The organism is Citrobacter amalonaticus, assembly GCF_037053465.1.
GTDB classification, from domain to species: Bacteria; Pseudomonadota; Gammaproteobacteria; order Enterobacterales; family Enterobacteriaceae; genus Citrobacter_A; species Citrobacter_A amalonaticus_H.
In genome coordinates this window covers 1-23,958 of the sequence record NZ_JBALIF010000009.1, presented here as the reverse complement: position 1 = coordinate 23,958, position 23,958 = coordinate 1, and the positions used below count along the sequence as shown (strand labels likewise).

Annotated in this window: 21 protein-coding genes; 11 read left to right on the top strand and 10 right to left on the bottom strand. The window is 52.0% G+C overall.

The annotated features are described in order from the left end of the window. Positions 1-71 precede the first annotated feature (71 nt). On the top strand, positions 72-563 hold the full coding sequence (locus WB371_RS15795) for a YajQ family cyclic di-GMP-binding protein (protein WP_336220991.1): 492 nt from the start codon (positions 72-74) through the stop codon (positions 561-563). Between the two features lie 36 nt (positions 564-599). On the opposite strand, the gene WB371_RS15790 is transcribed toward WB371_RS15795, so the two are convergent. The 8 genes from WB371_RS15790 to WB371_RS15755 all read right to left on the bottom strand — a co-directional run bounded on the left by WB371_RS15790 (position 600) and on the right by WB371_RS15755 (position 9,541). After that, a complete protein-coding gene (locus WB371_RS15790) occupies positions 600-1,964 on the bottom strand; it encodes an MFS transporter (protein ID WP_336220990.1) in 1,365 nt (454 codons plus the stop codon). A gap of 222 nt (positions 1,965-2,186) precedes the next feature. Continuing rightward, positions 2,187-3,077 (bottom strand): heme o synthase, encoded by an 891-nt coding sequence (cyoE, locus tag WB371_RS15785; RefSeq protein ID WP_195295774.1) that lies wholly within the window; start codon positions 3,075-3,077, stop codon positions 2,187-2,189. A gap of 11 nt (positions 3,078-3,088) precedes the next feature. Continuing rightward, complete coding sequence (locus WB371_RS15780; RefSeq protein ID WP_336220989.1) at positions 3,089-3,418, bottom strand: cytochrome o ubiquinol oxidase subunit IV; 330 nt, start codon at positions 3,416-3,418, stop codon at positions 3,089-3,091. Further along, positions 3,418-4,032, bottom strand: a complete 615-nt coding sequence (locus tag WB371_RS15775) for a cytochrome o ubiquinol oxidase subunit III (protein ID WP_336220988.1) — start codon at positions 4,030-4,032, stop codon at positions 3,418-3,420. Before WB371_RS15775 ends, WB371_RS15780 begins: the two co-directional genes overlap by 1 nt. After that, a complete protein-coding gene (gene cyoB, locus WB371_RS15770; protein WP_336220987.1) occupies positions 4,022-6,013 on the bottom strand; it encodes a cytochrome o ubiquinol oxidase subunit I in 1,992 nt (663 codons plus the stop codon). The genes WB371_RS15775 and cyoB overlap by 11 nt, the downstream gene beginning before the upstream one ends. Positions 6,014-6,024: 11 nt before the next feature. Continuing rightward, entirely contained in the window at positions 6,025-6,981 is a 957-nt protein-coding gene (gene cyoA / locus WB371_RS15765; protein ID WP_336220986.1) for a cytochrome o ubiquinol oxidase subunit II, read from the bottom strand. 459 nt (positions 6,982-7,440) lie between these two features. Continuing rightward, complete coding sequence (gene ampG / locus WB371_RS15760) at positions 7,441-8,916, bottom strand: muropeptide MFS transporter AmpG (protein WP_336220985.1); 1,476 nt, start codon at positions 8,914-8,916, stop codon at positions 7,441-7,443. A gap of 46 nt (positions 8,917-8,962) precedes the next feature. Beyond that, entirely contained in the window at positions 8,963-9,541 is a 579-nt protein-coding gene (locus WB371_RS15755) for a lipoprotein (protein ID WP_336220984.1), read from the bottom strand. Between the two features lie 307 nt (positions 9,542-9,848). Here WB371_RS15755 and bolA point away from each other — a divergent pair, with 307 nt between their 5' ends. The 9 genes from bolA to fadM all read left to right on the top strand — a co-directional run bounded on the left by bolA (position 9,849) and on the right by fadM (position 20,311). Further along, a complete protein-coding gene (bolA, locus tag WB371_RS15750) occupies positions 9,849-10,166 on the top strand; it encodes a transcriptional regulator BolA (protein ID WP_336220983.1) in 318 nt (105 codons plus the stop codon). Positions 10,167-10,507: 341 nt separating this feature from the next. Next, the gene (tig, locus tag WB371_RS15745) at positions 10,508-11,806 is read left to right on the top strand and encodes a trigger factor (RefSeq protein WP_336220982.1); all 1,299 of its coding nucleotides are present in this window, start codon (positions 10,508-10,510) and stop codon (positions 11,804-11,806) included. 295 nt (positions 11,807-12,101) lie between these two features. Continuing rightward, the gene (gene clpP / locus WB371_RS15740) at positions 12,102-12,725 is read left to right on the top strand and encodes an ATP-dependent Clp endopeptidase proteolytic subunit ClpP (RefSeq protein WP_002891804.1); all 624 of its coding nucleotides are present in this window, start codon (positions 12,102-12,104) and stop codon (positions 12,723-12,725) included. Between the two features lie 127 nt (positions 12,726-12,852). Then, on the top strand, positions 12,853-14,127 hold the full coding sequence (clpX, locus tag WB371_RS15735; RefSeq protein WP_336220981.1) for an ATP-dependent protease ATP-binding subunit ClpX: 1,275 nt from the start codon (positions 12,853-12,855) through the stop codon (positions 14,125-14,127). 184 nt (positions 14,128-14,311) lie between these two features. Continuing rightward, a complete protein-coding gene (lon, locus tag WB371_RS15730) occupies positions 14,312-16,666 on the top strand; it encodes an endopeptidase La (protein WP_336220980.1) in 2,355 nt (784 codons plus the stop codon). A 193-nt stretch (positions 16,667-16,859) separates the two neighbouring features. Then, positions 16,860-17,147, top strand: coding sequence for a nucleoid-associated protein HU-beta (gene hupB, locus WB371_RS15725; protein ID WP_336220979.1), 288 nt, complete (start codon positions 16,860-16,862; stop codon positions 17,145-17,147). 254 nt (positions 17,148-17,401) lie between these two features. Next, entirely contained in the window at positions 17,402-19,276 is a 1,875-nt protein-coding gene (gene ppiD / locus WB371_RS15720) for a peptidylprolyl isomerase (RefSeq protein ID WP_336220978.1), read from the top strand. Between the two features lie 150 nt (positions 19,277-19,426). Next, positions 19,427-19,801: a helix-hairpin-helix domain-containing protein gene (locus WB371_RS15715; RefSeq protein WP_336220977.1), complete on the top strand. Its 375-nt coding sequence runs from the start codon at positions 19,427-19,429 to the stop codon at positions 19,799-19,801. A gap of 111 nt (positions 19,802-19,912) precedes the next feature. Continuing rightward, positions 19,913-20,311 carry a long-chain acyl-CoA thioesterase FadM gene (fadM, locus tag WB371_RS15710; RefSeq protein ID WP_336220976.1) on the top strand — a complete coding sequence of 133 codons (399 nt, stop codon included), beginning with the start codon at positions 19,913-19,915 and terminating at the stop codon, positions 20,309-20,311. Between the two features lie 101 nt (positions 20,312-20,412). Here the strand turns inward: fadM and queC are convergent, their stop codons facing one another. Both queC and WB371_RS15700 read right to left on the bottom strand, forming a co-directional pair. After that, positions 20,413-21,108 (bottom strand): 7-cyano-7-deazaguanine synthase QueC, encoded by a 696-nt coding sequence (gene queC / locus WB371_RS15705; protein ID WP_336220975.1) that lies wholly within the window; start codon positions 21,106-21,108, stop codon positions 20,413-20,415. 65 nt (positions 21,109-21,173) lie between these two features. Further along, positions 21,174-22,874: an SgrR family transcriptional regulator gene (locus WB371_RS15700; RefSeq protein ID WP_336220974.1), complete on the bottom strand. Its 1,701-nt coding sequence runs from the start codon at positions 22,872-22,874 to the stop codon at positions 21,174-21,176. Positions 22,875-22,974: 100 nt separating this feature from the next. Between WB371_RS15700 and cof the strand changes: the two genes are divergently transcribed. Next, on the top strand, positions 22,975-23,793 hold the full coding sequence (cof, locus tag WB371_RS15695) for an HMP-PP phosphatase (RefSeq protein WP_336220973.1): 819 nt from the start codon (positions 22,975-22,977) through the stop codon (positions 23,791-23,793). Positions 23,794-23,958 lie beyond the last annotated feature (165 nt).

Here is a 23,958-nt window from a genome sequence, read left to right as displayed (position 1 = left end):
AGTATAGCGCTGTCTGTTGAGAGACTTTGCAGGTATTATGCTTCGCATCAAAAATGAAGGGAGAGAAATAGATGCCATCTTTCGATATTGTTTCTGAAGTTGATCTTCAGGAAGCCCGTAACGGCGTTGATAACGCAATCCGTGAAGTGGAATCACGCTTTGATTTTCGTGGCGTTGAAGCGTCTTTTGAGCTCAACGATGCCAATAAAACCATCAAGGTTCTGAGCGAGTCTGATTTCCAGGTCAATCAGCTTCTGGACATTTTGCGCGCCAAGCTGCTCAAGCGTGGCATTGAAGGTTCATCCCTGGATGTGCCGGAGGAGTTCGTCCACAGCGGTAAAACCTGGTTTGTGGAAGCGAAGCTGAAGCAGGGTATTGAGAGCGCGGTGCAGAAGAAAATTGTTAAGCTGATTAAAGACAGCAAGCTGAAAGTACAGGCGCAAATTCAGGGGGAAGAGATTCGCGTGACCGGGAAATCCCGCGACGATCTCCAGTCCGTGATGGCGCTGGTGCGCGGCGGCGATTTGGGCCAGCCTTTCCAGTTCAAAAACTTCCGCGATTAATCTTTTACGGTCCGGTTTTCCGGACCGTGTTCCTTTTTACCCCAGCCTGATGGCCTCTTCTATCTCAAAGCGGTTTGTCACTTTACTGTCAATTTTCACGTAAGCCGAATGCTCCTGCGGTGCAATCAGCACTTCGCTAACGCCTTCCGTTGCCAGCAGACGCTGTTTCAGCGCGTCATCGGCGGCGATGTCCGGTGGAATGACGACGCGCAGGCTGCTGACGTAGGGCGGTTCTTTCATCGTGCTGGCCACAGCGAGCCAGGCGACGGCGAGAAACGCACCCGCAAGGAAAACGGTTTGCCCGTCAAACATCCCGTCGACCCAGCCGCCGAGGGAACCGCCGAGCGCGACGCCGAGGAACTGGCTGGTGGAGTAAACGCCCATCGCCGTTCCTTTATAGCCTGCCGGAGACTCTTTGCTGATCAGTGAAGGAAGAAGCGCTTCCATCAGATTGAAGGCCAGGAAGAATAACTGAACGCCAACAATCAGTTCCCAGAAATGGTTCCCGGCGCCCCAGAGTACAATTTCCGCGATGACAATCAGCGCCACGCAGAACAGAAACACGCGTTTCATCCGCCGCTTCACTTCGGCGTAGATAATAAACGGCACGACGGAACCAAAGGAAATCAACATCGTCACCAGATACACTTTCCAGTGTTCGGCGGCTGGCAGACCGGCGTCGGCGAGTTGGCCGGGCAGGGCAACGAAGGTGGACATCAGCAGAATGTGCAGGCACATGATGCCGAAGTTAAGCTTCAGCAGTTTCGGTTCGGCCAGCACTTTGCTGAAGCTGCCTTTTACCATTCCCGATTCACGGTTTAAAACATGGTTGGTGCTATCAGGGACGACCCACAGCGTGAGAACGATCCCGAGCGCGGCCAGGATTGCAATCATCCAGAAAAGCGCATTGAGTCCCAGAGCATGGGTAATGATTGGCCCAAGCACCATCGCAATCGCGAAGGTGATGCCAAAGCTCACGCCAATAAACGCCATCGCTTTCGTGCGATTTTGTTCGCGAGTGAGGTCTGACAGCAGCGCCATCACCGCGGCGGCGATGGCGCCTGAACCCTGTAACGCACGCCCAAGAATAATGCCCCAGATAGAGTCCGACAGCGCAGCGATGACGCTGCCGAGGATAAACACGGCAAGTCCGCCGACAATCAGCGGTTTACGGCCAATACGGTCGGAGAGCAGTCCGAATGGGATCTGAAAGATAGCCTGTGCCAGACCATAGATGCCGATGGCAAGCCCGATCAGGGCTTCGCTGGCACCCTGTAGCGCCATGCCGTATGTGGTCAGAACGGGCAGGACCATAAACATGCCCAGCATACGTAGCGAAAATACGGTCCCTAAACCCCAGGTGGCGCGTAACTCACCCGGCGTCATTTTATAATCGTTCATTCCCACCTCTGTCTCAATTTCGCGCTTAGTGTAAAGCGGTAAGCAGGCGGGGTAAATATGCGCTTTATTAACAAATGTTGAGGGCTGTGAGTGGCGTCGGCTGGAGACGAAAATGCCGGATGACGATACTAACATCTCTTATCCGGCCTACAAGCAATGTGCTTTTTTGTAGGCCGGATAAGGCGTCAGTCGCCATCCGGCATAGAAGATGCGGCGATTAACTTACCAGACGTAAGTCAGCAGATTGTGTGAATCTGGCACCATAAAGTCGACGGACATCATCACGGAGAGCGCAGTAATGGCGATGATGGAGAAGCCAAACAGTTTGCGTGCCCAGACTCTGTCATCTTCCACTTTATAACCGCGCAGCGCCATGCCTAACCACCAGACGCTCACGGCTGCCGCAACGACCAGATATTTATATCCGGCGTAGCCGCCCAGAGAGAGCATCAGCGTGGCGATAGCAAATGCGATGATGTACAGCGTGATGTGGTTTTTGGCGACGGAGATGCCTTTCACCACCGGCAGAACCGGAATGTTAGCCGCCTGATAATCCTTAAAGCGGAAAATCGCGATAGCATACGAGTGCGGCATCTGCCACAGGCTGAAAATCGCCAGTAGAATCAGCGCACCGCTGTCGAACTCACCGGTTACTGCGCAGTAGCCAATTACCGGCGGCGCGGCGCCGGAGAGCGAGCCGATCAGCGTCCCGTAGACCGAGTGGCGTTTCATATACAGACTGTAAACGCCCACATAAACCACAAAGCCCATCACGCCCAGCCAGCAGGCCAGAGGGTTCGCGCCAAACCACAGCAGCATGAAGCCAGCAATACCCAGCAGGGTGGCGTACACCAGCGAGACACCAGGAGAGATCAGTCCCTTAACCAGCACCCGGTTTTTGGTCCTTTCCATCTTCCTGTCGATATCCCTGTCGATGTAGTTGTTAAATACACAACCCGACGCCACAACCAGTGATACCCCGACCAACGTGTAGATGAACAGGGGATAATCGATGCTGCCCTTTGAGGCCAACAGGAATCCCCCGATCACCGAGATCAGGTTGCCAAAGATGATGCCTGGTTTCGTTACTTGCAGGTATTGCTTAAACATCATAACCGCCGCTCTTAGTGCATCATCATATTGTAGTTGAGGTTCCACATGATCCAGATGGAACCGACAACCAGGATGGCGATGATCAGCACGGTAAAGACAAAAGCCGTCATGTTCCAGCCTTCATCCGACTTGGTGTTCATGTGCAGGAAGCACACCAGATGCACCAGAATCTGCACCACTGCCATTGCCAGAATAGTCCCCAGAATTACGGCCGGAGAGGCTGCACCCGTCATTACCATCCAGAACGGGATGACCGTCAGGATTACCGACAGGATAAATCCTGTCATGTAGGTTTTTACGCTGCCATGGGACGCGCCGCCGCTCTCGTTAGAATGACTCATTACATCGCCCCCATCAGATAAACAACAGTGAACACACAGATCCATACCACGTCCAGGAAGTGCCAGAACAGGCTCAGGCACATGATGCGGGTGCGGTTGGTGCTGGTCAGGCCGCGACGGGCGACCTGTACCATTAGCACGGCCATCCAGATAAGACCGGACGTCACGTGCAGACCGTGGGTGCCGACCAGCGCGAAGAACGCAGAGAGGAAGCCGCTGCGATCCGGGCCCATACCGTTAACAATCAGATGATGGAATTCATAGATTTCCATCCCGATGAAGCCGGCACCAAACAAGAAGGTCAACGCCAGCCAGGAAACCACCTGGCTCTTGTTGTTCTTGTGCATGGCGATCGCCGCCATGCCATAGGTGATGGAGCTGAACAACAGCAGGAAAGTTTCAACCAGAACGAACGGCAGTTCGAAAATGTCCTTACCTGTCGGGCCACCTGCGGTGCCGTTCACCAGAACGGCATAGGTAGCAAACAGAATAGAGAACAGAATGCAGTCGCTCATCAGGTAGATCCAAAATCCGAAGATTTTGTTCTGGCCTGCATCGTGGTGCCCGTGTTCGTGCGCGTGGGCAGTCGCGTGCGCTAAAGTATCAGTTGCCATTTTTCAGCCCTGCCTTAGTAATCTCATCGAAATGCTGATTTTCCAGTTTTTCGATTTCCGGGACCGGCACGTAGTAATCCACATCTTCATCAAAGCTTTTCACAATCCAGCTGATGATCATGCCTGCGAAGCTTGCAATCGCCAGCCACCAGATATGCCAGATCATGGCGAAACCAAACAGCGTAGCGAAGGCGGTAATGACGATACCGGCACCGCTATTCTTCGGCATATGAATCTCTTCATAGTGTGCAGGCTGCTTGTACGCTTCACCTTTTTCTTTCATTTCCCAGAAGGCATCACGCTCATGAACGTGTGGCACAACGGCAAAGTTATAGAACGGAGGCGGGGAAGACGTTGCCCATTCCAGCGTACGGCCACCCCATGGGTCACCGGTCAGATCACGGTTCTGTTCGCGGTCGCGAATAGAGACATACATCTGAATGAACTGGCACAGGATACCCACCGCAATCAGCGCGGCACCACAGGCAGCAACAACCAGCATCGGGTGGAACTGCGGGTCAATCTGCTGGCTGAGACGACGGGTCATCCCCATAAAGCCCAGTACGTACAGCGGCATAAATGCTACGAAGAAGCCGATGATCCAGAACCAGAACGCGCGTTTACCCCAGGTTTCGTTCAGCGTGAAGCCAAACGCTTTTGGCCACCAGTAGGTCATACCCGCGAAGCAACCAAATACCACGCCGCCGATAATAACGTTATGGAAGTGCGCAATCAGGAACAGACTGTTATGCAGTACGAAGTCCGCGCCCGGGACCGCCAGCAGTACGCCGGTCATCCCGCCGACTGAGAAGGTCACGATAAAGCCAATCGTCCACAGCATTGCTGAGTGGAATACGATACGGCCCTGATACATGGTGAACAGCCAGTTGAAGATCTTCACCCCGGTCGGGATGGCGATAATCATGGTGGTAATACCGAAGAAAGCGTTAACGTTCGCACCGGCACCCATGGTGAAGAAGTGGTGCAGCCAGACGATGAACGACAGTACGGTAATACACACGGTTGCCCACACCAGCGAGGTGTAACCAAACAGACGTTTACGTGAGAAGGTCGCGGCGATTTCCGAGAACACCCCGAATACCGGCAGAATCAGAATGTACACTTCCGGATGGCCCCAGGCCCAAATCAGGTTGATGTACATCATCATGTTGCCGCCCATATCGTTGGTAAAGAAATGGGTGCCCAGATAACGATCCAGGGTCAGCAACGCGACGGTAACCGTCAGAATCGGGAAGGAGGCGATAATCAGGATGTTTGCGCACAGCGATGCCCAGGTAAAGACCGGCATCTTGAACATAGTCATGCCTGGCGCGCGCATCTTAATGATAGTCACAAAGAAGTTGATACCGGTCAGGGTTGTACCAATACCGGACAACTGGACTGCCCATATCCAATAGTCGACCCCGACGCTTGGACTGTACTCAATTCCCGAGAGCGGCGGGTACGCCAGCCAACCAGTCTGCGCGAATTCACCAACACCCAGAGACAGGTTAACCAGGATAACCCCGACAACGGTGAACCAGAAGCTCAGGTTGTTCAGGAACGGGAACGCAACGTCACGCGCACCGATCTGCAGTGGAACCACCAGGTTCATCAGACCGATAACAAATGGCATTGCCACGAAGAAGATCATGATCACGCCGTGAGCCGTGAAGATCTGATCATAGTGGTGAGGCGGCAGGAAGCCCGCTTCACCTGCAGACGCCAGCGCTTGCTGACTACGCATCATGATGGCGTCCGCAAAGCCACGAATCAACATGACGATGGCGACGATGACATACATGATGCCAAGGCGTTTGTGGTCAACCGAAGTTAGCCACTCTTTCCACAGGTAGGTCCACTTACCAAAGTAAGTAATCAGGCCAAGTAAAGCCGCACCACCGATGATAATAGCAGCGATCGTAACCATGACGATGGGTTCATGGAACGGAACTGCATCCAGTGTCAATTTTCCGAACATCGTATTCTTCCTCAGCCCCTTGAGTTGGCGGCTTCCGCGTGGCTCATGTCCATGCCTTCCATTCCTTCGTGCGAGCTGTGCTCACCTTCTGGTTGGGTCATGTCCATGCTCTGACCGTGAGCCATAAATTTGTTAATAACGTCTTTAAACAAATCGGGTTTCACGTTGGAGAAATATTCCACCTGGTTGTATTCGCTTGGCGCAGCCACTTTCTCGAACGCAGCCATATCACTCATGGTGTTCGGTGATTGTTTCGCTTTAGCAACCCATTGGTCGAATGCGGCGCGGTCCGGTGTGGCTATCGCCTTGAACTTCATGCCTGAGAAGCCCGGTCCGCTATAACTTGCGGAGATACCGTCGTAAGTACCGGCTTCGTTGGCGATCAGATGCAGTCGAGTCTGCATACCGGCCATGGCATAAATCTGGCTGCCCAGACGCGGGATAAAGAAGGAGTTCATCACGGAGTTAGAGGTCACTTTGAAGTACACCGGAGTGTTCGCCGGGAAGGCGATTTCATTCACGGTTGCAATGCCCTGTTCCGGGTAGATGAAGAACCATTTCCAGTCCATGGAAACCACTTCGATGGTAATGGGCTTCTCGTCATGCGCCAGCGGCTTGCTTGGCTCAAGAGCGTGAGTGGTTTTCCAGGTCAGCACGGCAAGGAAAATGATGATTAAGATAGGCACCGTCCAGACCACCGCTTCCACTTTATTGGAGTGTGACCAGTTAGGGCTATACTTTGCATCTTTATTGCTCGCACGATACTTCCAGGCGAAACCGACAGCCATCAAGATTGCAGGGATAACGACGATCAACATCAGGCCAAATGCCGTCAGTATCAGCGAACGTTGCTCCAGTCCAATCTGTCCTTTGGGATCTAACAGCGCAGAATTACAGCCACTGAGTAATGCAGTGCCTGCAATTAATGACAACCATCCCAAACTTTTATTGTATTTCCTGAGTCTCATTTAACGACCTCAATTCCACGGGACCTGGTGGCGTTTAAAGTGTGTGGGCATTTTACGGGAAGGTTACATTACTGTAAACATCATTAGATCTGTGTTACCAGCTTCTGCCGCCCGTGTCACATATGTTGCAAGATATGTCGTCTCAGCATTAAGAACCTGTTGCAACATCACGTTATAACGAAAGGGAACGGGAGAGAGGCAGTGAGAGGGCAATTGGTATAACCAATGCGAAATTAAAACAATTAGTTAACAATTAATTATCAATAAAAAGACAAATGAAGTACAAAAAATAAAGGTGAGCTGGCTGAATCGAGTAAGGAAAATAAAACATATAAAAGGCGTCAATAATTTCCAGATTCTATTGCGCACAAAACAACAAATATTCTTTTTCTCAGTTGCTGGTTATTTAGCCGATATAATTACGTAGGGTGATTACACCGGCTAAATAAGCGCAGCATTTTACACCAGCCGCGTTTTCCGCAGCGCCAGATAGTCAAGCAAACCGCCAAAAACGATACCGGAGATGGCGACGGTCACCGCGACTTCCAGCAAACCGGTGAGGAAGGAAAAATGGGTATAGTCCAGCGCGTTCATGGACAGCAACAGCAGCCAGACGGCAAGCAGCGCGCATCCCACCATCAAAATCCATAACGCCAGCGTGTAGGCTGAACGGAATTCTGTGCGTGGCAGAAAGCTTCCACTTTCGCGTGTGTACTCCAGCGTTTGTCGACACACCAGTAGTAAAATCAGACCAGGCACGGCGGCGGCGACCGAAAACAGATAAAACGTCGGCCAGCCGTGCGATTCAACAAACCACCCTGCCACGGGACCAACGTAGACGCGTCCCACGGCGGAAAGTGCTGACAGTAACGCGAATTGGGTGGCGGAAAATGACTTGTTACACAGGGTCATCAGCAAGGCGACAAACGCTGAAGTCCCCATGCCGCCACACAGGTTTTCGAAAAACACCGCAGATGCCATGCTGAACATGTGTTTGTCGGTGATAGAGAGAAGCCAGTATCCGGCGTTAGAGACGCCCTGAAGGACGCCGAAGATCAGTAAGGCGCGAAACAGCGTCAGGCGTTGCATCAACACCCCGCCATACAACGCGCCAATAATAGTGGCAATCAGCCCCAGTGTTTTATTGACGACACCCACTTCACCGGCATCAAACCCGACGCCGCGAATCAAAAAGGTGGTGGTCAGGCTCATGGCAAAAGCGTCACCCAGCTTATAAAGGATGATCAGCAGCAAAATGAGCCAGGCGTTGTTGCGGCCGAAGAAATCGCGCAGCGGCGCGACCACCGCCTGTTCCAGTGTTTTTGGCACCGGAATCGTGTCTGTCGGTTCCGGGGCGAGCAGCGTGGCGATAATGCAGGGGATGAGCAATGCCGCCATCAGCCAGTACATGCCCTGCCAGCCGAGCCAGCGATCGGCCATCCATAGCGCCAGTCCACCGGAAACTAACATCCCAAGCCGATAGCCGAGGACGCTTATCGCCGCGCCGGTTCCACGCTCTTCGGTGGCTAAGACGTCCGTTTTCCAGGCATCAAACACGATATCCTGCGAGGCGGAGCAGAACGCGATAACGACTGCCAGCGCGGCCATCCAGCGAAGTTGGCTGCCGGGCTCAAGAAAACCCATCGCGGCGATGGAAATAAGTAACAGGCATTGTGTGGTCAGCAGCCAACCGCGACGACGCCCTAAAAAGGGCGGAGTATAGCGGTCCATCACCGGAGACCAGAGAAACTTAAAAACGTAGGCCTGTCCAACCAGCGAAAAGAAGCCGATAGTTTTCAGATCGATGTTTTCAACGGTCATCCACGCCTGGAGGGTACCGGACGTTAAGGCGAGTGGCAGACCAGAGGCAAAGCCCAATATCAGCAATATGGCTGATTTCGGTTGCTGAAAAATGCGTAAATAGTGATTAGGCATGGGGTTATAAAGCTGACCCGGCGTGGTGCCGGGTCAGAAAGATGAATTAACGTGCGTTCTGTTTGATGAAATCGTGGACGCTGGTGTCCTGGGACATGTCAGCGATCGTGTCGGTCAGGACGCTGTTAACCGCGTTGGCGATATTTTTATTGGTCGCCTGGAAAGCGCCTTCAACAGAGTAACTGGCACGGTAGTTTTTGGTCATCTTGTTACCATTTGCCGCGGTAGCAATGATCGCTATATCCGCTTTCGTCGCGATGTTATAGCGAACGCTGCCCTGGGAGACGTCGGCGTAAAGCTGGTTAACAATGATTTGCAGGTTTACTGCGCCGTTCGGGCCAACCATATAGCCGCGGGCGGTCATCTGCTTTTCCAGTACTTCTTGTAACAGGAAACGCAGATCGCGAGATGCGGTCAGGGTCACCAGTTGATTGTCGCGGGTCACTTTAGCCAGCGCCTGGTCCTGACGTTGATCGGCACCATTAATGCTAACGGTCACGCCCATCAGACTTGGATCCTGCTGCGGCAGCGTTATTTTAGGCGAAACGTCGATGGTGGTCGGCGGCGTTGCACATCCTGCGAGCATGAAGAGCGCGACCAATGGGAAAAGGATTTTTTTTAACATGTCAGGGTTCTCAGTGAATCTTAAACATAGGGATAGAGAATTATTCCCGCCATCATATCATCGCTAACGGCGAGGGGAAGTGGGTAACGTATGTAAATTCATCGTGTTGTCCGAATAATGATGCCATTGAGATCAAACCAGGGCTTTTTGCCATTCGGCCTCAACCTAAATCAGTGAACTTCATCGCTTTGGCGGTGAAAATCAGACGAAGGCTAAATATTTGTTGTAATGGTGTAATAGAAACGGTAAAAGCGGCTAATATTTAAAGGGATGGGTGACATCTCAGCGTCGTTTGAGGAGATATATCATGATGATACGTGAGCAAATAGAAGAAAAATTAAGGGCTGCGTTCCAACCCGTGTTCCTCGAAGTTGTGGATGAAAGCTATCGTCACAATGTTCCGGCAGGTTCAGAAAGCCACTTTAAAGTGGTTTTGGTCAGCGATCGTTTTGCCGGAGAGCGTTTTTTAAATCGTCATCGGATGATTTACAGCACGTTAACGGCAGAACTGTCCACCACAGTCCATGCGCTCGCGCTGCATACTTACACGATTAAAGAGTGGGAAGGATTGCAGGATACGATCTTTGCGTCACCGCCTTGTCGTGGCGCCGGAAGCATCGCCTGAAAACGGATTTGCAACCGTTGGCGCTTTTCCAGTATGTTGCTAAAGATTATGCGAAAACGGCCTGTGGGCCGTTTTGTTTTGCGTGAATTTTGTACTGGTCAGCCATTTTTCAGAGCAAAATTAGCCGGGAAATGTGAAAAATGCCGCAACCGCGCGCAATAACCGTTCTCGACTCATAAAAGTGATGCCGCTATAATGCCGCGTCTTATTTGAATGTCTTCGGGATGATTCTGACGACAGGGAATGTGATTGATTAAGAGAACATCCCGGTTCCGCGAAGCTAACAATCTGTGCTTGCGGAGTAGAGTTGACCGAGCACTGTGATTTTTTGAGGTAACAAGATGCAAGTTTCAGTTGAAACCACTCAAGGCCTTGGCCGCCGTGTAACGATTACTATCGCTGCTGACAGCATCGAGACCGCTGTTAAAAGCGAGCTGGTCAACGTAGCGAAGAAAGTGCGTATTGACGGCTTCCGTAAAGGCAAAGTACCAATGAATGTTGTTGCTCAGCGTTATGGCGCTTCTGTTCGCCAGGACGTTCTGGGTGACCTGATGAGCCGCAACTTCGTTGATGCCATCATTAAAGAAAAAATCAATCCGGCTGGCGCACCGAACTATGTTCCGGGCGAATACAAGCTGGGTGAAGACTTCACCTACGCGGTAGAGTTTGAAGTCTATCCGGAAGTTGAACTGACCGGCCTGGATGCAATCGAAGTTGAAAAACCGGTTGTTGAAGTGACCGACGCTGATGTTGACGTGATGCTGGACACCCTGCGTAAGCAGCAGGCGACCTGGAAAGACAAAGACGGCGCGGTTGATGCAGAAGACCGTGTAACGCTCGACTTCACCGGTTCTGTTGATGGCGAAGAGTTCGAAGGCGGTAAAGCGTCTGACTTCGTACTGGCGATGGGCCAGGGTCGTATGATCCCGGGCTTTGAAGACGGTATCAAAGGTCACAAAGCTGGCGAAGAATTCACTATTGATGTGACCTTCCCGGAAGAGTACCACGCTGAAAACCTGAAAGGTAAAGCGGCGAAATTCGCCATCAACCTGAAAAAAGTTGAAGAGCGTGAACTGCCGGAACTGACTGAAGAATTCATCAAACGTTTCGGCGTTGAAGATGGTTCCGTTGCTGGTCTGCGTGCAGAAGTACGTAAAAATATGGAACGCGAGCTGAAAGGCGCAGTGCGTAACCGTATTAAATCTCAGGCGATCGAAGGTCTGGTGAAAGCGAACGACATCGATGTTCCTGCTGCTCTGATCGACAGCGAAATCGACGTTCTGCGTCGTCAGGCTGCTCAGCGTTTCGGCGGCAACGAGAAACAGGCTCTGGAACTGCCGCGTGAACTGTTCGAAGAACAGGCTAAGCGTCGCGTTGTTGTCGGTCTGCTGCTGGGCGAAGTGATTCGTACCAACGAACTGAAAGCGGATGAAGATCGCGTGAAAGGCCTGATCGAAGAGATGGCTTCTGCCTACGAAGATCCGAAAGAAGTGATCGAGTTCTACAGCAAAAATAAAGAGCTGATGGACAACATGCGTAACGTCGCTCTGGAAGAGCAGGCGGTTGAAGCGGTTCTCGCGAAAGCGAAAGTGACTGAAAAAGCCACCACCTTCAATGAGCTGATGAACCAGCAGGCGTAATCTTCGTCCTTGTTGTGTGCCTGATGGTGCTGCGCTTATCAGACCTACGGTAGCGGCGTAACGCCATTCGACAAAAATAAAAACCGCTGAGTTTCTCACCAGCGGTTTTTTTTTGTCATGGCTTTTACAGGGAAGAATATGAAAAAGCGTTTTTCGGTGTTAGCGTTAAAGCAAAAGATTGTTATGCTTGAAATATGGCGATGCCGTACCCATAACAGAGGGACTAGCTGATAATCCGTCCATAAGGTTACAATCGGTACAGCAGGTTTTTTCAATTTTTATCCAGGAGACGGAAATGTCATACAGCGGCGAACGAGATAACTTTGCACCCCATATGGCGCTGGTGCCGATGGTCATTGAACAGACCTCACGTGGTGAGCGCTCTTTTGATATCTACTCTCGTCTACTTAAGGAACGTGTCATTTTTCTGACCGGCCAGGTCGAAGACCATATGGCTAACCTGATTGTGGCGCAGATGCTGTTCCTGGAAGCGGAAAACCCGGAAAAAGATATCTACCTGTACATTAACTCTCCGGGCGGGGTGATCACCGCAGGCATGTCGATTTATGACACCATGCAGTTTATCAAGCCGGATGTCAGCACTATCTGTATGGGCCAGGCGGCGTCAATGGGCGCATTTCTGCTGACGGCAGGGGCAAAAGGTAAACGTTTCTGCCTGCCAAACTCTCGCGTCATGATTCACCAGCCATTGGGCGGTTATCAGGGCCAGGCGACAGATATTGAAATTCATGCTCGTGAAATCCTGAAGGTGAAAGGGCGTATGAATGAACTGATGGCACACCATACGGGTCAATCGCTTGAGCAGATTGAACGTGATACCGAGCGAGATCGCTTCCTCTCTGCCGCTGAAGCAGTAGAGTATGGTTTAGTCGACTCAATTTTGACCCATCGTAATTGATGCCCAGGGCGCGAGTGTGCCGCTATACTTATCCAGGGCGGCACAACGCGACATAGCGACTTGCGCCTGAGAATGGCATTTTGCGTCGTCGTGTGCGGCACAAAGAACAAAGAAGAGGTTTTGACTCATGACAGATAAACGCAAAGATGGCTCGGGCAAATTGTTGTACTGCTCTTTTTGCGGCAAAAGCCAGCATGAAGTGCGTAAGCTGATTGCCGGTCCATCCGTGTATATCTGCGACGAATGTGTCGATTTATGTAACGACATCATTCGCGAAGAGATTAAAGAAGTGGCGCCGCACCGTGAACGCAGTGCGCTGCCAACGCCACATGAAATTCGCAACCACCTTGACGATTATGTTATTGGTCAGGAACAGGCGAAGAAAGTGCTGGCTGTCGCGGTATACAACCACTACAAACGTCTGCGCAACGGTGACACCAGCAATGGCGTCGAGTTGGGTAAAAGTAACATTCTGCTGATTGGGCCGACCGGCTCCGGTAAAACGCTACTGGCTGAAACGCTGGCGCGCTTGCTGGACGTCCCGTTTACGATGGCAGATGCCACCACGTTAACCGAAGCGGGTTATGTGGGCGAGGACGTTGAAAATATCATTCAGAAGCTGTTGCAGAAGTGCGACTACGATGTGCAGAAGGCGCAGCGTGGGATCGTCTATATTGATGAGATCGATAAGATCTCGCGTAAGTCTGACAACCCGTCCATCACCCGTGATGTTTCTGGCGAAGGTGTACAGCAGGCGCTGCTGAAATTGATTGAAGGGACGGTTGCTGCCGTTCCGCCGCAGGGGGGACGTAAACACCCGCAGCAGGAATTCTTGCAGGTTGATACCTCTAAGATCCTGTTCATCTGTGGCGGTGCGTTTGCCGGTCTGGATAAGGTCATTGCCAATCGTGTTGAAACCGGCTCCGGTATTGGTTTTGGCGCGACGGTTAAAGCGCAGTCCGACAAAGCCAGCGAAGGTGAACTGCTTTCCCAGGTTGAGCCTGAAGATTTGATCAAGTTTGGTCTGATTCCTGAGTTCATTGGTCGTCTGCCGGTCGTGGCGACGCTGAGCGAACTGAGTGAAGAAGCGCTGATTCAGATCCTGAAAGAGCCGAAAAACGCGCTGACGAAACAGTATCAGGCGCTGTTCAATCTCGAAGGCGTGGATCTGGAGTTCCGTGACGAAGCGCTGGATGCGATTGCCAGAAAAGCAATGGCGCGTAAAACCGGTGCGCGTGGTCTGCGGTCTATCGTAGAAGCGGCGTTGCTGGATACCATGTACGATCTGCCTTCTATGGAGGACGTTGAGAAAGTGGTCATTGATGAGTCGGTGATTGGCGGTCAAAGCAAGCCATTGCTGATTTACGGCAAGCCGGAAGCACAACAGGCATCTGGTGAATAATTAGCCAGCGCTTACAATCAGTTATTCAAAAAGGGGGGATTTTATCTCCCCTTTTATTTTTCCATAAACATGCCGTTGAATGTGTGGGAAACATCCCCATATACTGACATACATGTTAAAGATGGCATGACGCACAGCTATGCCATTTGATTACCTGGCGGACACTAAACTAAGAGAGAGCTCTATGAATCCTGAGCGTTCTGAACGCATTGAAATCCCCGTATTGCCGTTGCGCGATGTGGTGGTTTATCCGCACATGGTCATACCCTTGTTTGTAGGGCGGGAAAAATCTATCCGTTGTCTGGAAGCGGCTATGGACCATGATAAAAAAATCATGCTGGTCGCCCAGAAAGAAGCATCAACGGATGAGCCGGGTGTAAACGATCTTTTCACCGTCGGGACCGTGGCCTCTATTTTGCAAATGCTGAAACTGCCTGACGGCACCGTCAAAGTGCTGGTTGAGGGGTTACAGCGTGCGCGTATTTCTGCGCTGTCTGATAACGGCGAGCATTTCTCTGCGAAAGCGGAGTACCTGGATTCGCCAGCGATTGACGAGCGCGAACAGGAAGTGCTGGTACGCACAGCTATCAGCCAGTTTGAAGGCTATATCAAGCTGAACAAGAAAATTCCACCAGAAGTGCTGACGTCGCTCAATAGCATCGACGATCCGGCGCGTCTGGCGGACACCATCGCGGCCCATATGCCGCTGAAGCTGGCAGATAAACAGTCCGTGCTGGAGATGTCAGACGTTAACGAACGTCTGGAATATCTGATGGCGATGATGGAGTCTGAAATCGATCTGCTGCAGGTTGAGAAACGTATCCGCAACCGGGTGAAAAAGCAGATGGAGAAGTCCCAGCGTGAGTACTATCTGAATGAGCAAATGAAAGCGATTCAGAAAGAACTCGGCGAAATGGACGACGCTCCGGATGAAAACGAAGCGCTGAAGCGTAAGATCGACGCGGCGAAAATGCCGAAAGAGGCGAAAGAGAAAGCGGAAGCCGAATTGCAGAAGCTGAAAATGATGTCTCCGATGTCTGCTGAAGCGACCGTGGTCCGTGGTTATATTGACTGGATGGTGCAGGTTCCGTGGAATGCGCGTAGCAAGGTCAAAAAAGACCTGCGTCAGGCCCAGGAAATTCTCGACACCGATCACTACGGTCTGGAGCGCGTGAAAGACCGCATCCTTGAGTATCTCGCGGTACAGAGCCGTGTGAACAAAATCAAGGGGCCGATCCTGTGTCTGGTTGGGCCGCCGGGGGTAGGTAAAACCTCGCTGGGTCAGTCCATCGCCAAAGCGACCGGGCGCAAATACATCCGTATGGCGCTGGGCGGCGTTCGTGATGAAGCGGAAATTCGCGGTCACCGTCGGACTTACATCGGTTCAATGCCGGGTAAACTGATCCAGAAAATGGCCAAAGTGGGCGTTAAAAACCCGCTGTTCTTGCTCGATGAGATCGACAAAATGTCTTCAGACATGCGCGGCGATCCGGCGTCTGCATTGCTTGAGGTGCTGGATCCTGAGCAGAACGTGGCGTTCAGCGATCACTACCTGGAAGTGGACTACGATCTCAGCGATGTGATGTTTGTGGCGACCTCCAACTCCATGAATATTCCCGCGCCGCTTCTGGATCGTATGGAAGTGATTCGTCTGTCCGGTTACACCGAAGATGAAAAGCTGAATATCGCGAAGCAGCATCTGTTGCCGAAGCAGATTGAACGTAATGCGCTGAAAAAAGGCGAGCTGACGGTGGACGATAGCGCCATTATTGGCATCATTCGTTACTACACCCGCGAAGCCGGCGTGCGTAGCCTGGAGCGTGAAATCTCCAAGCTTTGCCGTAAAGCTGTTAAGCAGTTATTGCTGGATAAATCACTGAAACACATTGTGATCAATGGCGATAACCTGCATGACTACCTGGGCGTACAGCGCTTTGATTATGGCCGTGCGGACAATGAAAACCGCGTAGGCCAGGTGACAGGGCTGGCGTGGACAGAAGTGGGTGGCGATCTGCTGACCATCGAAACCGCATGCGTTCCGGGGAAAGGCAAACTGACCTACACCGGTTCTCTGGGTGAAGTGATGCAGGAATCCATCCAGGCAGCGCTGACTGTGGTGCGTGCGCGTGCGGAAAAACTGGGTATTAATTCGGATTTTTACGAAAAACGCGACATCCACGTTCACGTTCCAGAAGGGGCGACCCCGAAAGACGGTCCGAGTGCCGGTATCGCCATGTGTACGGCGCTGGTGTCCTGTCTGACGGGCAATCCGGTTCGTGCCGATGTGGCAATGACCGGTGAGATTACGCTGCGTGGTCAGGTGTTGCCGATTGGTGGGTTAAAGGAAAAACTTCTGGCTGCACACCGCGGTGGTATTAAAACGGTCTTAATTCCGGATGAAAACAAACGTGACCTGGAAGAGATTCCTGACAACGTTATTGCCGATTTGGATATTCATCCGGTGAAACGCATTGAAGAGGTATTGACCCTCGCATTGCAGAATGAGCCGTCCGGGATGCAGGTTGTAACTGCAAAATAGTGACCTCGCGCAAAGAGCACTAATAAAAACAGGGCTGGCAGGCGATTTCGGACTTGCCAGCCTTTTTTTGTATAGCTAATTTAGATGACGGATTAGGCTTGCCATCATTATCGGGTGTTGTAAGGGCATGGCAGGCCTGATATAACTGCTGCGCGGTCGTACTTTGAAGGATTCTGGTGCGATATAAATTATAATGAGGAAGAGAAGAGTGAATAAATCTCAACTGATCGACAAAATTGCTGCAGGGGCTGATATCTCTAAAGCTGCAGCTGGACGTGCGTTAGATGCAATTATTGCTTCTGTTACCGAATCTCTGAAAGAGGGAGATGACGTTGCGCTGGTAGGTTTTGGTACTTTTGCTGTTAAAGAGCGTGCTGCCCGTACTGGTCGCAACCCGCAAACAGGTAAAGAGATCACCATCGCCGCTGCTAAAGTTCCAAGCTTTCGTGCAGGCAAGGCACTGAAAGACGCGGTAAACTAAGCATGTTCCCCTTTCGGGGACAGGACACAGTACAAGGGCGCATCAATTGATGTGCCTTTTTTGTTTTTGAACCGATTTTCTACACGTTGTGGGCTGACAATTGCCCTCATTTCTTGTCACAATAGACCTTTATGCGCAGCATGCTGCGTAAAGCGTATATACTCAAACATATTCATGTTGCATCGCTGCAGTCAACGACGAAGGCAGCCTGAAAATGCAGTGTATAGTCATCTACAGCGGAGTGTGGTTACACCATGATGGACAGCTTACGCACGGCTGCTAACAGTCTCGTGCTCAAGATTATTTTCGGAATCATTATCGTCTCGTTCATCCTGACCGGCGTGAGTGGTTACCTGATTGGCGGAGGCAAGAACTACGCCGCTAAAGTGAATGACCAGGAAATCAGCCGTGGGCAGTTTGAGAATGCGTTCAATAACGAACGTAATCGCATACAGCAACAGTTTGGCGATCAATACTCTGAGCTTGCGGCGAACGAAGGTTACATGAAAAACCTGCGCCAGCAGACGCTCAATCGTCTGATCGACGAAGCGCTGCTTGACCAGTACGCACGTGAACTGAAACTTGGCATCAGCGATGAGCAAGTTAAACAAGCCATTTTCTCCACACCCCAATTCCAGGTTGACGGTAAATTTGATAACAGCCGCTATAACGCGATTGTGAATCAGATGGGAATGACGGCTGACCAGTATGCACAGGCGTTGCGTAACCAGCTCACCACTCAGCAGGTCATTAACGGCGTAGCGGGCACCGATTTTATGCTCAAAGGGGAGACCGATGCGCTGGCGGCGCTGGCATCTCAACAGCGTGTCGTACGCGAAGCCACAATTGATGTTAAGGCGCTGGCGGCGAAGCAACAGGTGACCGATCAGGAAGTGGCGAGCTTCTATGAGCAGCACAAAAATAGCTTCATGACGCCAGAACAGTTCCGCGTCAGCTACATCAAGCTTGATGCGGCAGCCATGCAAAAACCGGCCAGCGATGAAGATATTCAGTCTTATTACGATCAGCATCAGGATCAGTTCACCCAGCCACAGCGTAACCGTTACAGCATCATCCAGACGAAAACGGAAGATGAAGCCAAAGCGGTGCTGGACGCGCTGAATAAAGGCGGTGATTTTGCGGCGCTGGCAAAAGAGAAATCTGCGGATATTATCTCTGCGCGTAACGGCGGCGACATGGGATGGCTGGAAGAGGCGACGACTCCGGCTGAGCTGAAAAATGCCGGTCTGAAAGAGAAAGGCCAACTTTCTGGTGTGATTAAATCGTCGGTTGGCTTCCTGATTGTGCGTCTGGACGATATTCAACCGGCGAAAGTGAAACCGTTGAGCGAAGCGCGAGATGAGATCGCGGCAAAAGTGAAACAGGAAAAAGCGCTGGATGCCTTCTTTGCCCTGCAACAGAAAGTGAGTGACGCAGCGAACAACGACACCGAGTCTCTGGCTGGTGCCGAGCAGGCGGCGGGGGCGAAAGCGGTTGAGACGGGCTGGTTTAGCCATGACAGCCTGCCGGAAGAATTGAATTTCAAACCGGTATCTGATGCGATTTTTGATGGCGCGCTGGTAGGCGAAAACGGCACGCCGGGCAGAAACTCCGATATCATCACCGTCGATGGCGATCGTGCGTTTGTACTGCGCATTAGCGAGCACAAAGCGGAAGCGGTGAAGCCATTGTCTGAAGTGAAAGCGCAGGTGACAGAACGCGTCAAATATGACAAAGCAGAGCAACAGGCGAAACTGGATGCAGAAAAACTGCTGGTTGACCTGAAGGCAGGTAAAGGCGCTGAGGCGATGAAAGCCGCAGGGCTGAGTTTTGGCGCGTCTAAAACGCTGAGCCGTACGGGCCAGGATCCGGTCAGCCAGGCTGCGTTTGGTCTGAGCCTGCCCGCAAAAGACAAACCAAGTTATGGCATTGCTAACGACATGCAGGGCAATGTCGTTCTGCTGGCGCTGGACGAAGTGAAAGCGGGTTCCATGCCAGAAGAACAGAAAAAAGCGATGGTTCAGGGGATCACCCAGAACAATGCGCAGATTGTCTTTGAAGCGCTGATGAGTAACCTGCGCAAAGCCGCGAAAATCAAAATCGGCGATGCGATGGATCAGCAGCAGTAATTATCGAGACGACTCGCATATCATTGCATTAACGTTGTAACTTCTGAAGGCCGCTTTCGCGGCCTTTTCCATTTCTGAATTTTGCCGTTTGTTGGTTTGTTCCTCCCTCGTTATCGTGATTCCACTGTTCACACACAAGGAGAAAACAGTATGAAACATGGAATCAAAGCACTGCTCATTAGCCTTTCTTTCGTCTGCGTGGGGATGTCGCAAGGTGCGCTGGCTTCGTCGGCCGTTGCGAAAAGTGCAGCGGTGGAAACCAAAGCAGAAGCATCGGTCGCGGGAAAGAGTAAAGAGGCTGCTCCAGCGAAAACCAGCGATCAGGAAGGCACCCGGGTAAGCATTAATACTGCGTCAGCAGAAGAGCTGGCAAAGGCGATGAACGGTGTCGGTCTGAAGAAAGCGCAGGCAATTGTCAGTTATCGTGAGGAGTATGGTCCCTTTAAAACGGTGGATGATCTCAAGCAGGTGCCAGGAATGGGGAATTCGTTGGTTGAACGGAATCTGTCAGTTTTAACACTTTAATAACTTGCGTAGTGGCAATAATTTGCCAGACTTTTAGAGGTCATACCAGTTATGGCCTCTCTACTTGAAATCCATTAAGTCTATTTTAAAAAAACATAAGGTCTCTGCGCTATGCAAACACAAATCAAAGTCCGGGGTTATCATCTCGATGTCTATCAACACGTCAACAATGCGCGTTATCTGGAGTTCCTCGAAGAAGCACGCTGGGATGGGCTGGAAAATAGCGACAGCTTCCAGTGGATGTCGGCCCATAACATCGCTTTTGTGGTGGTTAACATCAATATCAACTATCGCCGTCCTGCCGTGTTAAGCGATCTGCTGACTGTCACCAGCCAGGTGCAACAGCTAAACGGCAAAAGCGGTATTTTGAGCCAGGTGATTACGCTTGAGCCGGAAGGACAGGTGGTAGCCGATGCGCTGATCACGTTCGTCTGTATTGATTTGAAATCGCAGAAGGCGCTTCCGCTGGAAGGAGAACTGCGCGAAAAGCTGGAACAGATGGTGAAGTAATGGCGTTGCTTGCCTGATGACACAGCGCTTATCAGTGCCGGGACGATCTCTGCCTGTAGGCCGGATAAGGTGCTTGCACCGTCATCCGGCACAGAAGGCGATTATTTCAGCCCGGTTTTTTGCTTCATGGCTGCCATGACTGCCTGTTTATTCGCCAGATAATGATTCAGGCCATTTGCACGTAGATGACAGGCCGCACACTGACCGCAACCGTCGCCCTTAATGCCGTTATAACAGGTCAGCGTTTCTCTGCGAACCAGATCCAGTTTGCCCCAGTAGTCTGCCAGTGCCCAGGTTTCGGCTTTATCAATCCACATCAGTGGTGTTTCAAAGCGGATATCCTTCGCCATTCCGAGCGTGATAGCGTGATTCAGTGCTTTGACAAACTCGTCACGGCAGTCTGGATAACCGGAAAAATCGGTCTCGCAGACGCCGGTAATGACCGCTTCTGCTTTAACCTGATAAGCATAAATGGCCGCCAGGGTCAGAAACAGGATATTACGTCCCGGAACAAAGGTATTCGGGATCCCATCGGCATCCGGTTCGTAATCCGGCACCGGGATGTTATCGCGGGTCAGGCTACTGACCGCCAGTTCGCTGAGCAGCGTTACATCGAGGACTTTGTGCGCGCGAGCCCCCAGTTTCAGGGCCAGATCGTGTGCAACATCTATCTCAGCGCGGTGGCGCTGACCATAATCAAAGGTTACGCAATGCACTTCATCATACTGATGCAGCGCCTGCGCCAGACAAGTGGTGGAGTCCTGGCCTCCACTGAAAACAACGACGGCACGTTTCATGGCTAATCCTGATAAATCGCTAAAGTGGCTATGGTAACGCCTGCATTGCTCGCCGACCAGCTTCTTCACGACGCTGGCGGCGGGAGCCAGGCTTCGGTGAATTCAAACCAGCCGCGCGGATTCAGCCGTACACCGTTCACGCCCGGCGGCGCACTGATACGATAGTGATAGTTAAATAACGGGGTCAGCGTAGCGTCACTCATCAGAGTGCTGAAAACCTGCTGTAACGCTGCGTGACGATGCTCCTCTTCCGGTCTGATTTGCAATGAATCCAGCGTGGCCTGCAAATGGGCGAATGCCGGGGCGTCGAGAACGTGAGGCCAGAGCGGATCGCAGCGTAACCACTGCTCAAGGGTATATTCGGGCGCTTCGCCAATCAGCCGGTCACCCATCATCAGGTCCGCTTCGGCAAGTTGTTGGCAACCATCCCACGTTTTCGCGTTATGAAAAATCAGCGTCAGTTCGCAGCCCAGGCTGATTAGCGTCTGCCGCAGGCGTTCAGCCATGATATGTAACTCAACAGGCAGATGATAAATCAGCGTTAATTGTTTCGGCAGCGGAATGTCTTCCACGCCTTCCCACTGCGGAATTGCCCAGCCGGGTAAGAGTTCAGTACTGGGCGTAATCAGGTTCTCTCCAACATCCAGCGTCTGCAGTAGCGAAGAATCATGAATCAGGCTGACCAGCCGCCGGGCCTGTTGAGGTGTCAGCCGCCCGCTCTTTTTCAGCGTTAAATAGCAAAATCCCAGGCTGATGGCGGTGCTGACCGGGCTCACACTGGCGAGCTCTTCTGGTTTGCCTATCGTAATTTGCACCGGATGACGGCAACTGGTTCCCAGATCCTTTTCGAAAAGCTGTGGAGTGATCCAGTACTCAATCGCTTTCAGCAGCGGGTGAGTGAGATGGTAGTGGTCGTGACTTTCCAGTCGCACCAGTTCAGAGGTAAACAGCGTCAGACGAAAAGGGCCAGTACCGATAACCGGATATTCCGGATGAGCCAGCAGGCAGCCGTAGCTTGCCAGCCGGTGTGCCAGCCAGAAGTCCGGACGATGCAGAATAAAGGTCAGACACTGCGGATGCGTCACCTCAATCCGTTTCACGCTGATAAACAACCGGTTCAGCGCCGGGAGGTCGAGCAGCATCAGTAGTCGTTTGTGCAGTTGCGTGCTTTCCAGCGCATCGCCATTGTGCCAGAACAGCGTGGAGCGAATGTAAAAATCCCAGCGTAACCCGTCAGGGGAGATATTCCAGTGGTGCGCCAAATCGCCGCTGGGACGCTGGGTCTTACTGTCAAAACGGGTCAGACCGGAGAAAATTTGCCCAGCCAGATGTTGCTCGGCACGGCCGGGCAGAAAACCGGAATGTAGCGGCTCAAGTTGACGATAATAGGGGATACGCAGAGTGGGCGTATCATTTTGCCATTGCCCGCCCATAAAGGGTTGTAGCAACGATCGCAATTCGCCAGGCGCGAGCTGTGCCAGTTCCAGCACGCTACGCTGTTGCCCCTTTTCCAGCGCCTGTTCCATCATCGCAGTGCGCAGTGATTCGGGCGTAACCAGAAAGCGTAACTGTCCGCGTTTACCGCGACCCGACTGCGCCTCCCAGACCAGCCAGCCTGCTTCCTGCGCCTGGCGTAGTAATGTGCGTACATGCCGCTCACTACAGAAACAGCGTTCGGCCAGCTCACTGACGGTAACCGACTGCGGCTCGCCATGGCTGGGCTGCCAGAGTCGTTGATACTGATTGAGACGATTGAGAAGGCGCATAGAAACCCTGAACAATTCTGTTTATCTATTCACTATTACTTCCGTATATATCAGGTGATACTCAATCACAAGTTAAACCTGTTTCAGAGTGGAGAGCGAAATGGCACGTCTGGCTGCATTTGATATGGATGGCACCCTGCTAATGCCGAATCACCTTTTGGGTGATGAAACGCTCTCGACGCTGGCGCGTCTGCGTGAACGCGATATTACGCTCACCTTTGCCACCGGGCGTCATGTGCTGGAAATGCGCCATATTCTCGGCACCTTTGCACTGGATGCCTTTCTGATTACCGGAAACGGAACCCGCGTCCATTCCCTCGAAGGGGAAGTTCTGCATCGTCAGGATCTGGATCCCGCGGTGGCGGAGATTGTGTTGCATCAGCGCTGGGACACGCAGGCGAGCATGCATATCTTCAACGATGACGGCTGGTTTACCGGGCAAGATATCCCCGAGATACTGCATGCTCACGTCTATAGCGGATTCCGCTACCAGATCGTGGATGTCACTCGTATTCCCGCCGATCGCGTAACCAAAGTGTGCTTTTGTGGCAGTCACGACGATTTGACGAGGCTGAAAATTCAACTGGAAGACGTGTTAGGCGCACGGGCGCATCTTTGCTTCTCTGCGGTTGATTGCCTGGAAGTACTGCCGGTCGGCTGTAATAAAGGGGCGGCTCTGGCGGTACTGAGCGGGCATCTGGGACTGTCGATGGCAGACTGCATGGCCTTTGGCGATGCCATGAACGACCGAGAAATGCTTAACAGTGTCGGACGCGGTTTGATCATGGGCAATGCGATGCCGCAACTTATTGCAGAACTTCCTCATTTACCGGTGATTGGTCATTGTCGCAATCAGGCGGTATCTCACTTTTTGACACATTGGCTGGACAATCCAAATCTACCTTATTCCCCCGAATGAGAGACCCTACCAGCACCGGGCGTTCAGCCCGGTTTTTTTTATCAATCTTAAACCACCTCCTATGGAGGTGGTGATCGTTCATGTGGGGCTTTGCCCGTAGAATGCCCATGCTAAATACTGCCTCGGTTTGTTACCAGCAAATCAAGGAGTAAATAGCATGAGCAG

Bases quoted from the DNA above. Each gene is read 5' to 3' on its own strand.
- WB371_RS15795 (WP_336220991.1), top strand. From the start codon at position 72: ATGCCATCTTTCGATATTGTTTCTGAAGTTGATCTTCAGGAAGCCCGT.
- WB371_RS15790 (WP_336220990.1), bottom strand. From the start codon at position 1,964: ATGAACGATTATAAAATGACGCCGGGTGAGTTACGCGCCACCTGGGGT.
- cyoE (WP_195295774.1), bottom strand. From the start codon at position 3,077: ATGATGTTTAAGCAATACCTGCAAGTAACGAAACCAGGCATCATCTTT.
- WB371_RS15780 (WP_336220989.1), bottom strand. From the start codon at position 3,418: ATGAGTCATTCTAACGAGAGCGGCGGCGCGTCCCATGGCAGCGTAAAA.
- WB371_RS15775 (WP_336220988.1), bottom strand. From the start codon at position 4,032: ATGGCAACTGATACTTTAGCGCACGCGACTGCCCACGCGCACGAACAC.
- cyoB (WP_336220987.1), bottom strand. From the start codon at position 6,013: ATGTTCGGAAAATTGACACTGGATGCAGTTCCGTTCCATGAACCCATC.
- cyoA (WP_336220986.1), bottom strand. From the start codon at position 6,981: ATGAGACTCAGGAAATACAATAAAAGTTTGGGATGGTTGTCATTAATT.
- ampG (WP_336220985.1), bottom strand. From the start codon at position 8,916: ATGCCTAATCACTATTTACGCATTTTTCAGCAACCGAAATCAGCCATA.
- WB371_RS15755 (WP_336220984.1), bottom strand. From the start codon at position 9,541: ATGTTAAAAAAAATCCTTTTCCCATTGGTCGCGCTCTTCATGCTCGCA.
- bolA (WP_336220983.1), top strand. From the start codon at position 9,849: ATGATGATACGTGAGCAAATAGAAGAAAAATTAAGGGCTGCGTTCCAA.
- tig (WP_336220982.1), top strand. From the start codon at position 10,508: ATGCAAGTTTCAGTTGAAACCACTCAAGGCCTTGGCCGCCGTGTAACG.
- clpP (WP_002891804.1), top strand. From the start codon at position 12,102: ATGTCATACAGCGGCGAACGAGATAACTTTGCACCCCATATGGCGCTG.
- clpX (WP_336220981.1), top strand. From the start codon at position 12,853: ATGACAGATAAACGCAAAGATGGCTCGGGCAAATTGTTGTACTGCTCT.
- lon (WP_336220980.1), top strand. From the start codon at position 14,312: ATGAATCCTGAGCGTTCTGAACGCATTGAAATCCCCGTATTGCCGTTG.
- hupB (WP_336220979.1), top strand. From the start codon at position 16,860: ATGAGGAAGAGAAGAGTGAATAAATCTCAACTGATCGACAAAATTGCT.
- ppiD (WP_336220978.1), top strand. From the start codon at position 17,402: ATGATGGACAGCTTACGCACGGCTGCTAACAGTCTCGTGCTCAAGATT.
- WB371_RS15715 (WP_336220977.1), top strand. From the start codon at position 19,427: ATGAAACATGGAATCAAAGCACTGCTCATTAGCCTTTCTTTCGTCTGC.
- fadM (WP_336220976.1), top strand. From the start codon at position 19,913: ATGCAAACACAAATCAAAGTCCGGGGTTATCATCTCGATGTCTATCAA.
- queC (WP_336220975.1), bottom strand. From the start codon at position 21,108: ATGAAACGTGCCGTCGTTGTTTTCAGTGGAGGCCAGGACTCCACCACT.
- WB371_RS15700 (WP_336220974.1), bottom strand. From the start codon at position 22,874: ATGCGCCTTCTCAATCGTCTCAATCAGTATCAACGACTCTGGCAGCCC.
- cof (WP_336220973.1), top strand. From the start codon at position 22,975: ATGGCACGTCTGGCTGCATTTGATATGGATGGCACCCTGCTAATGCCG.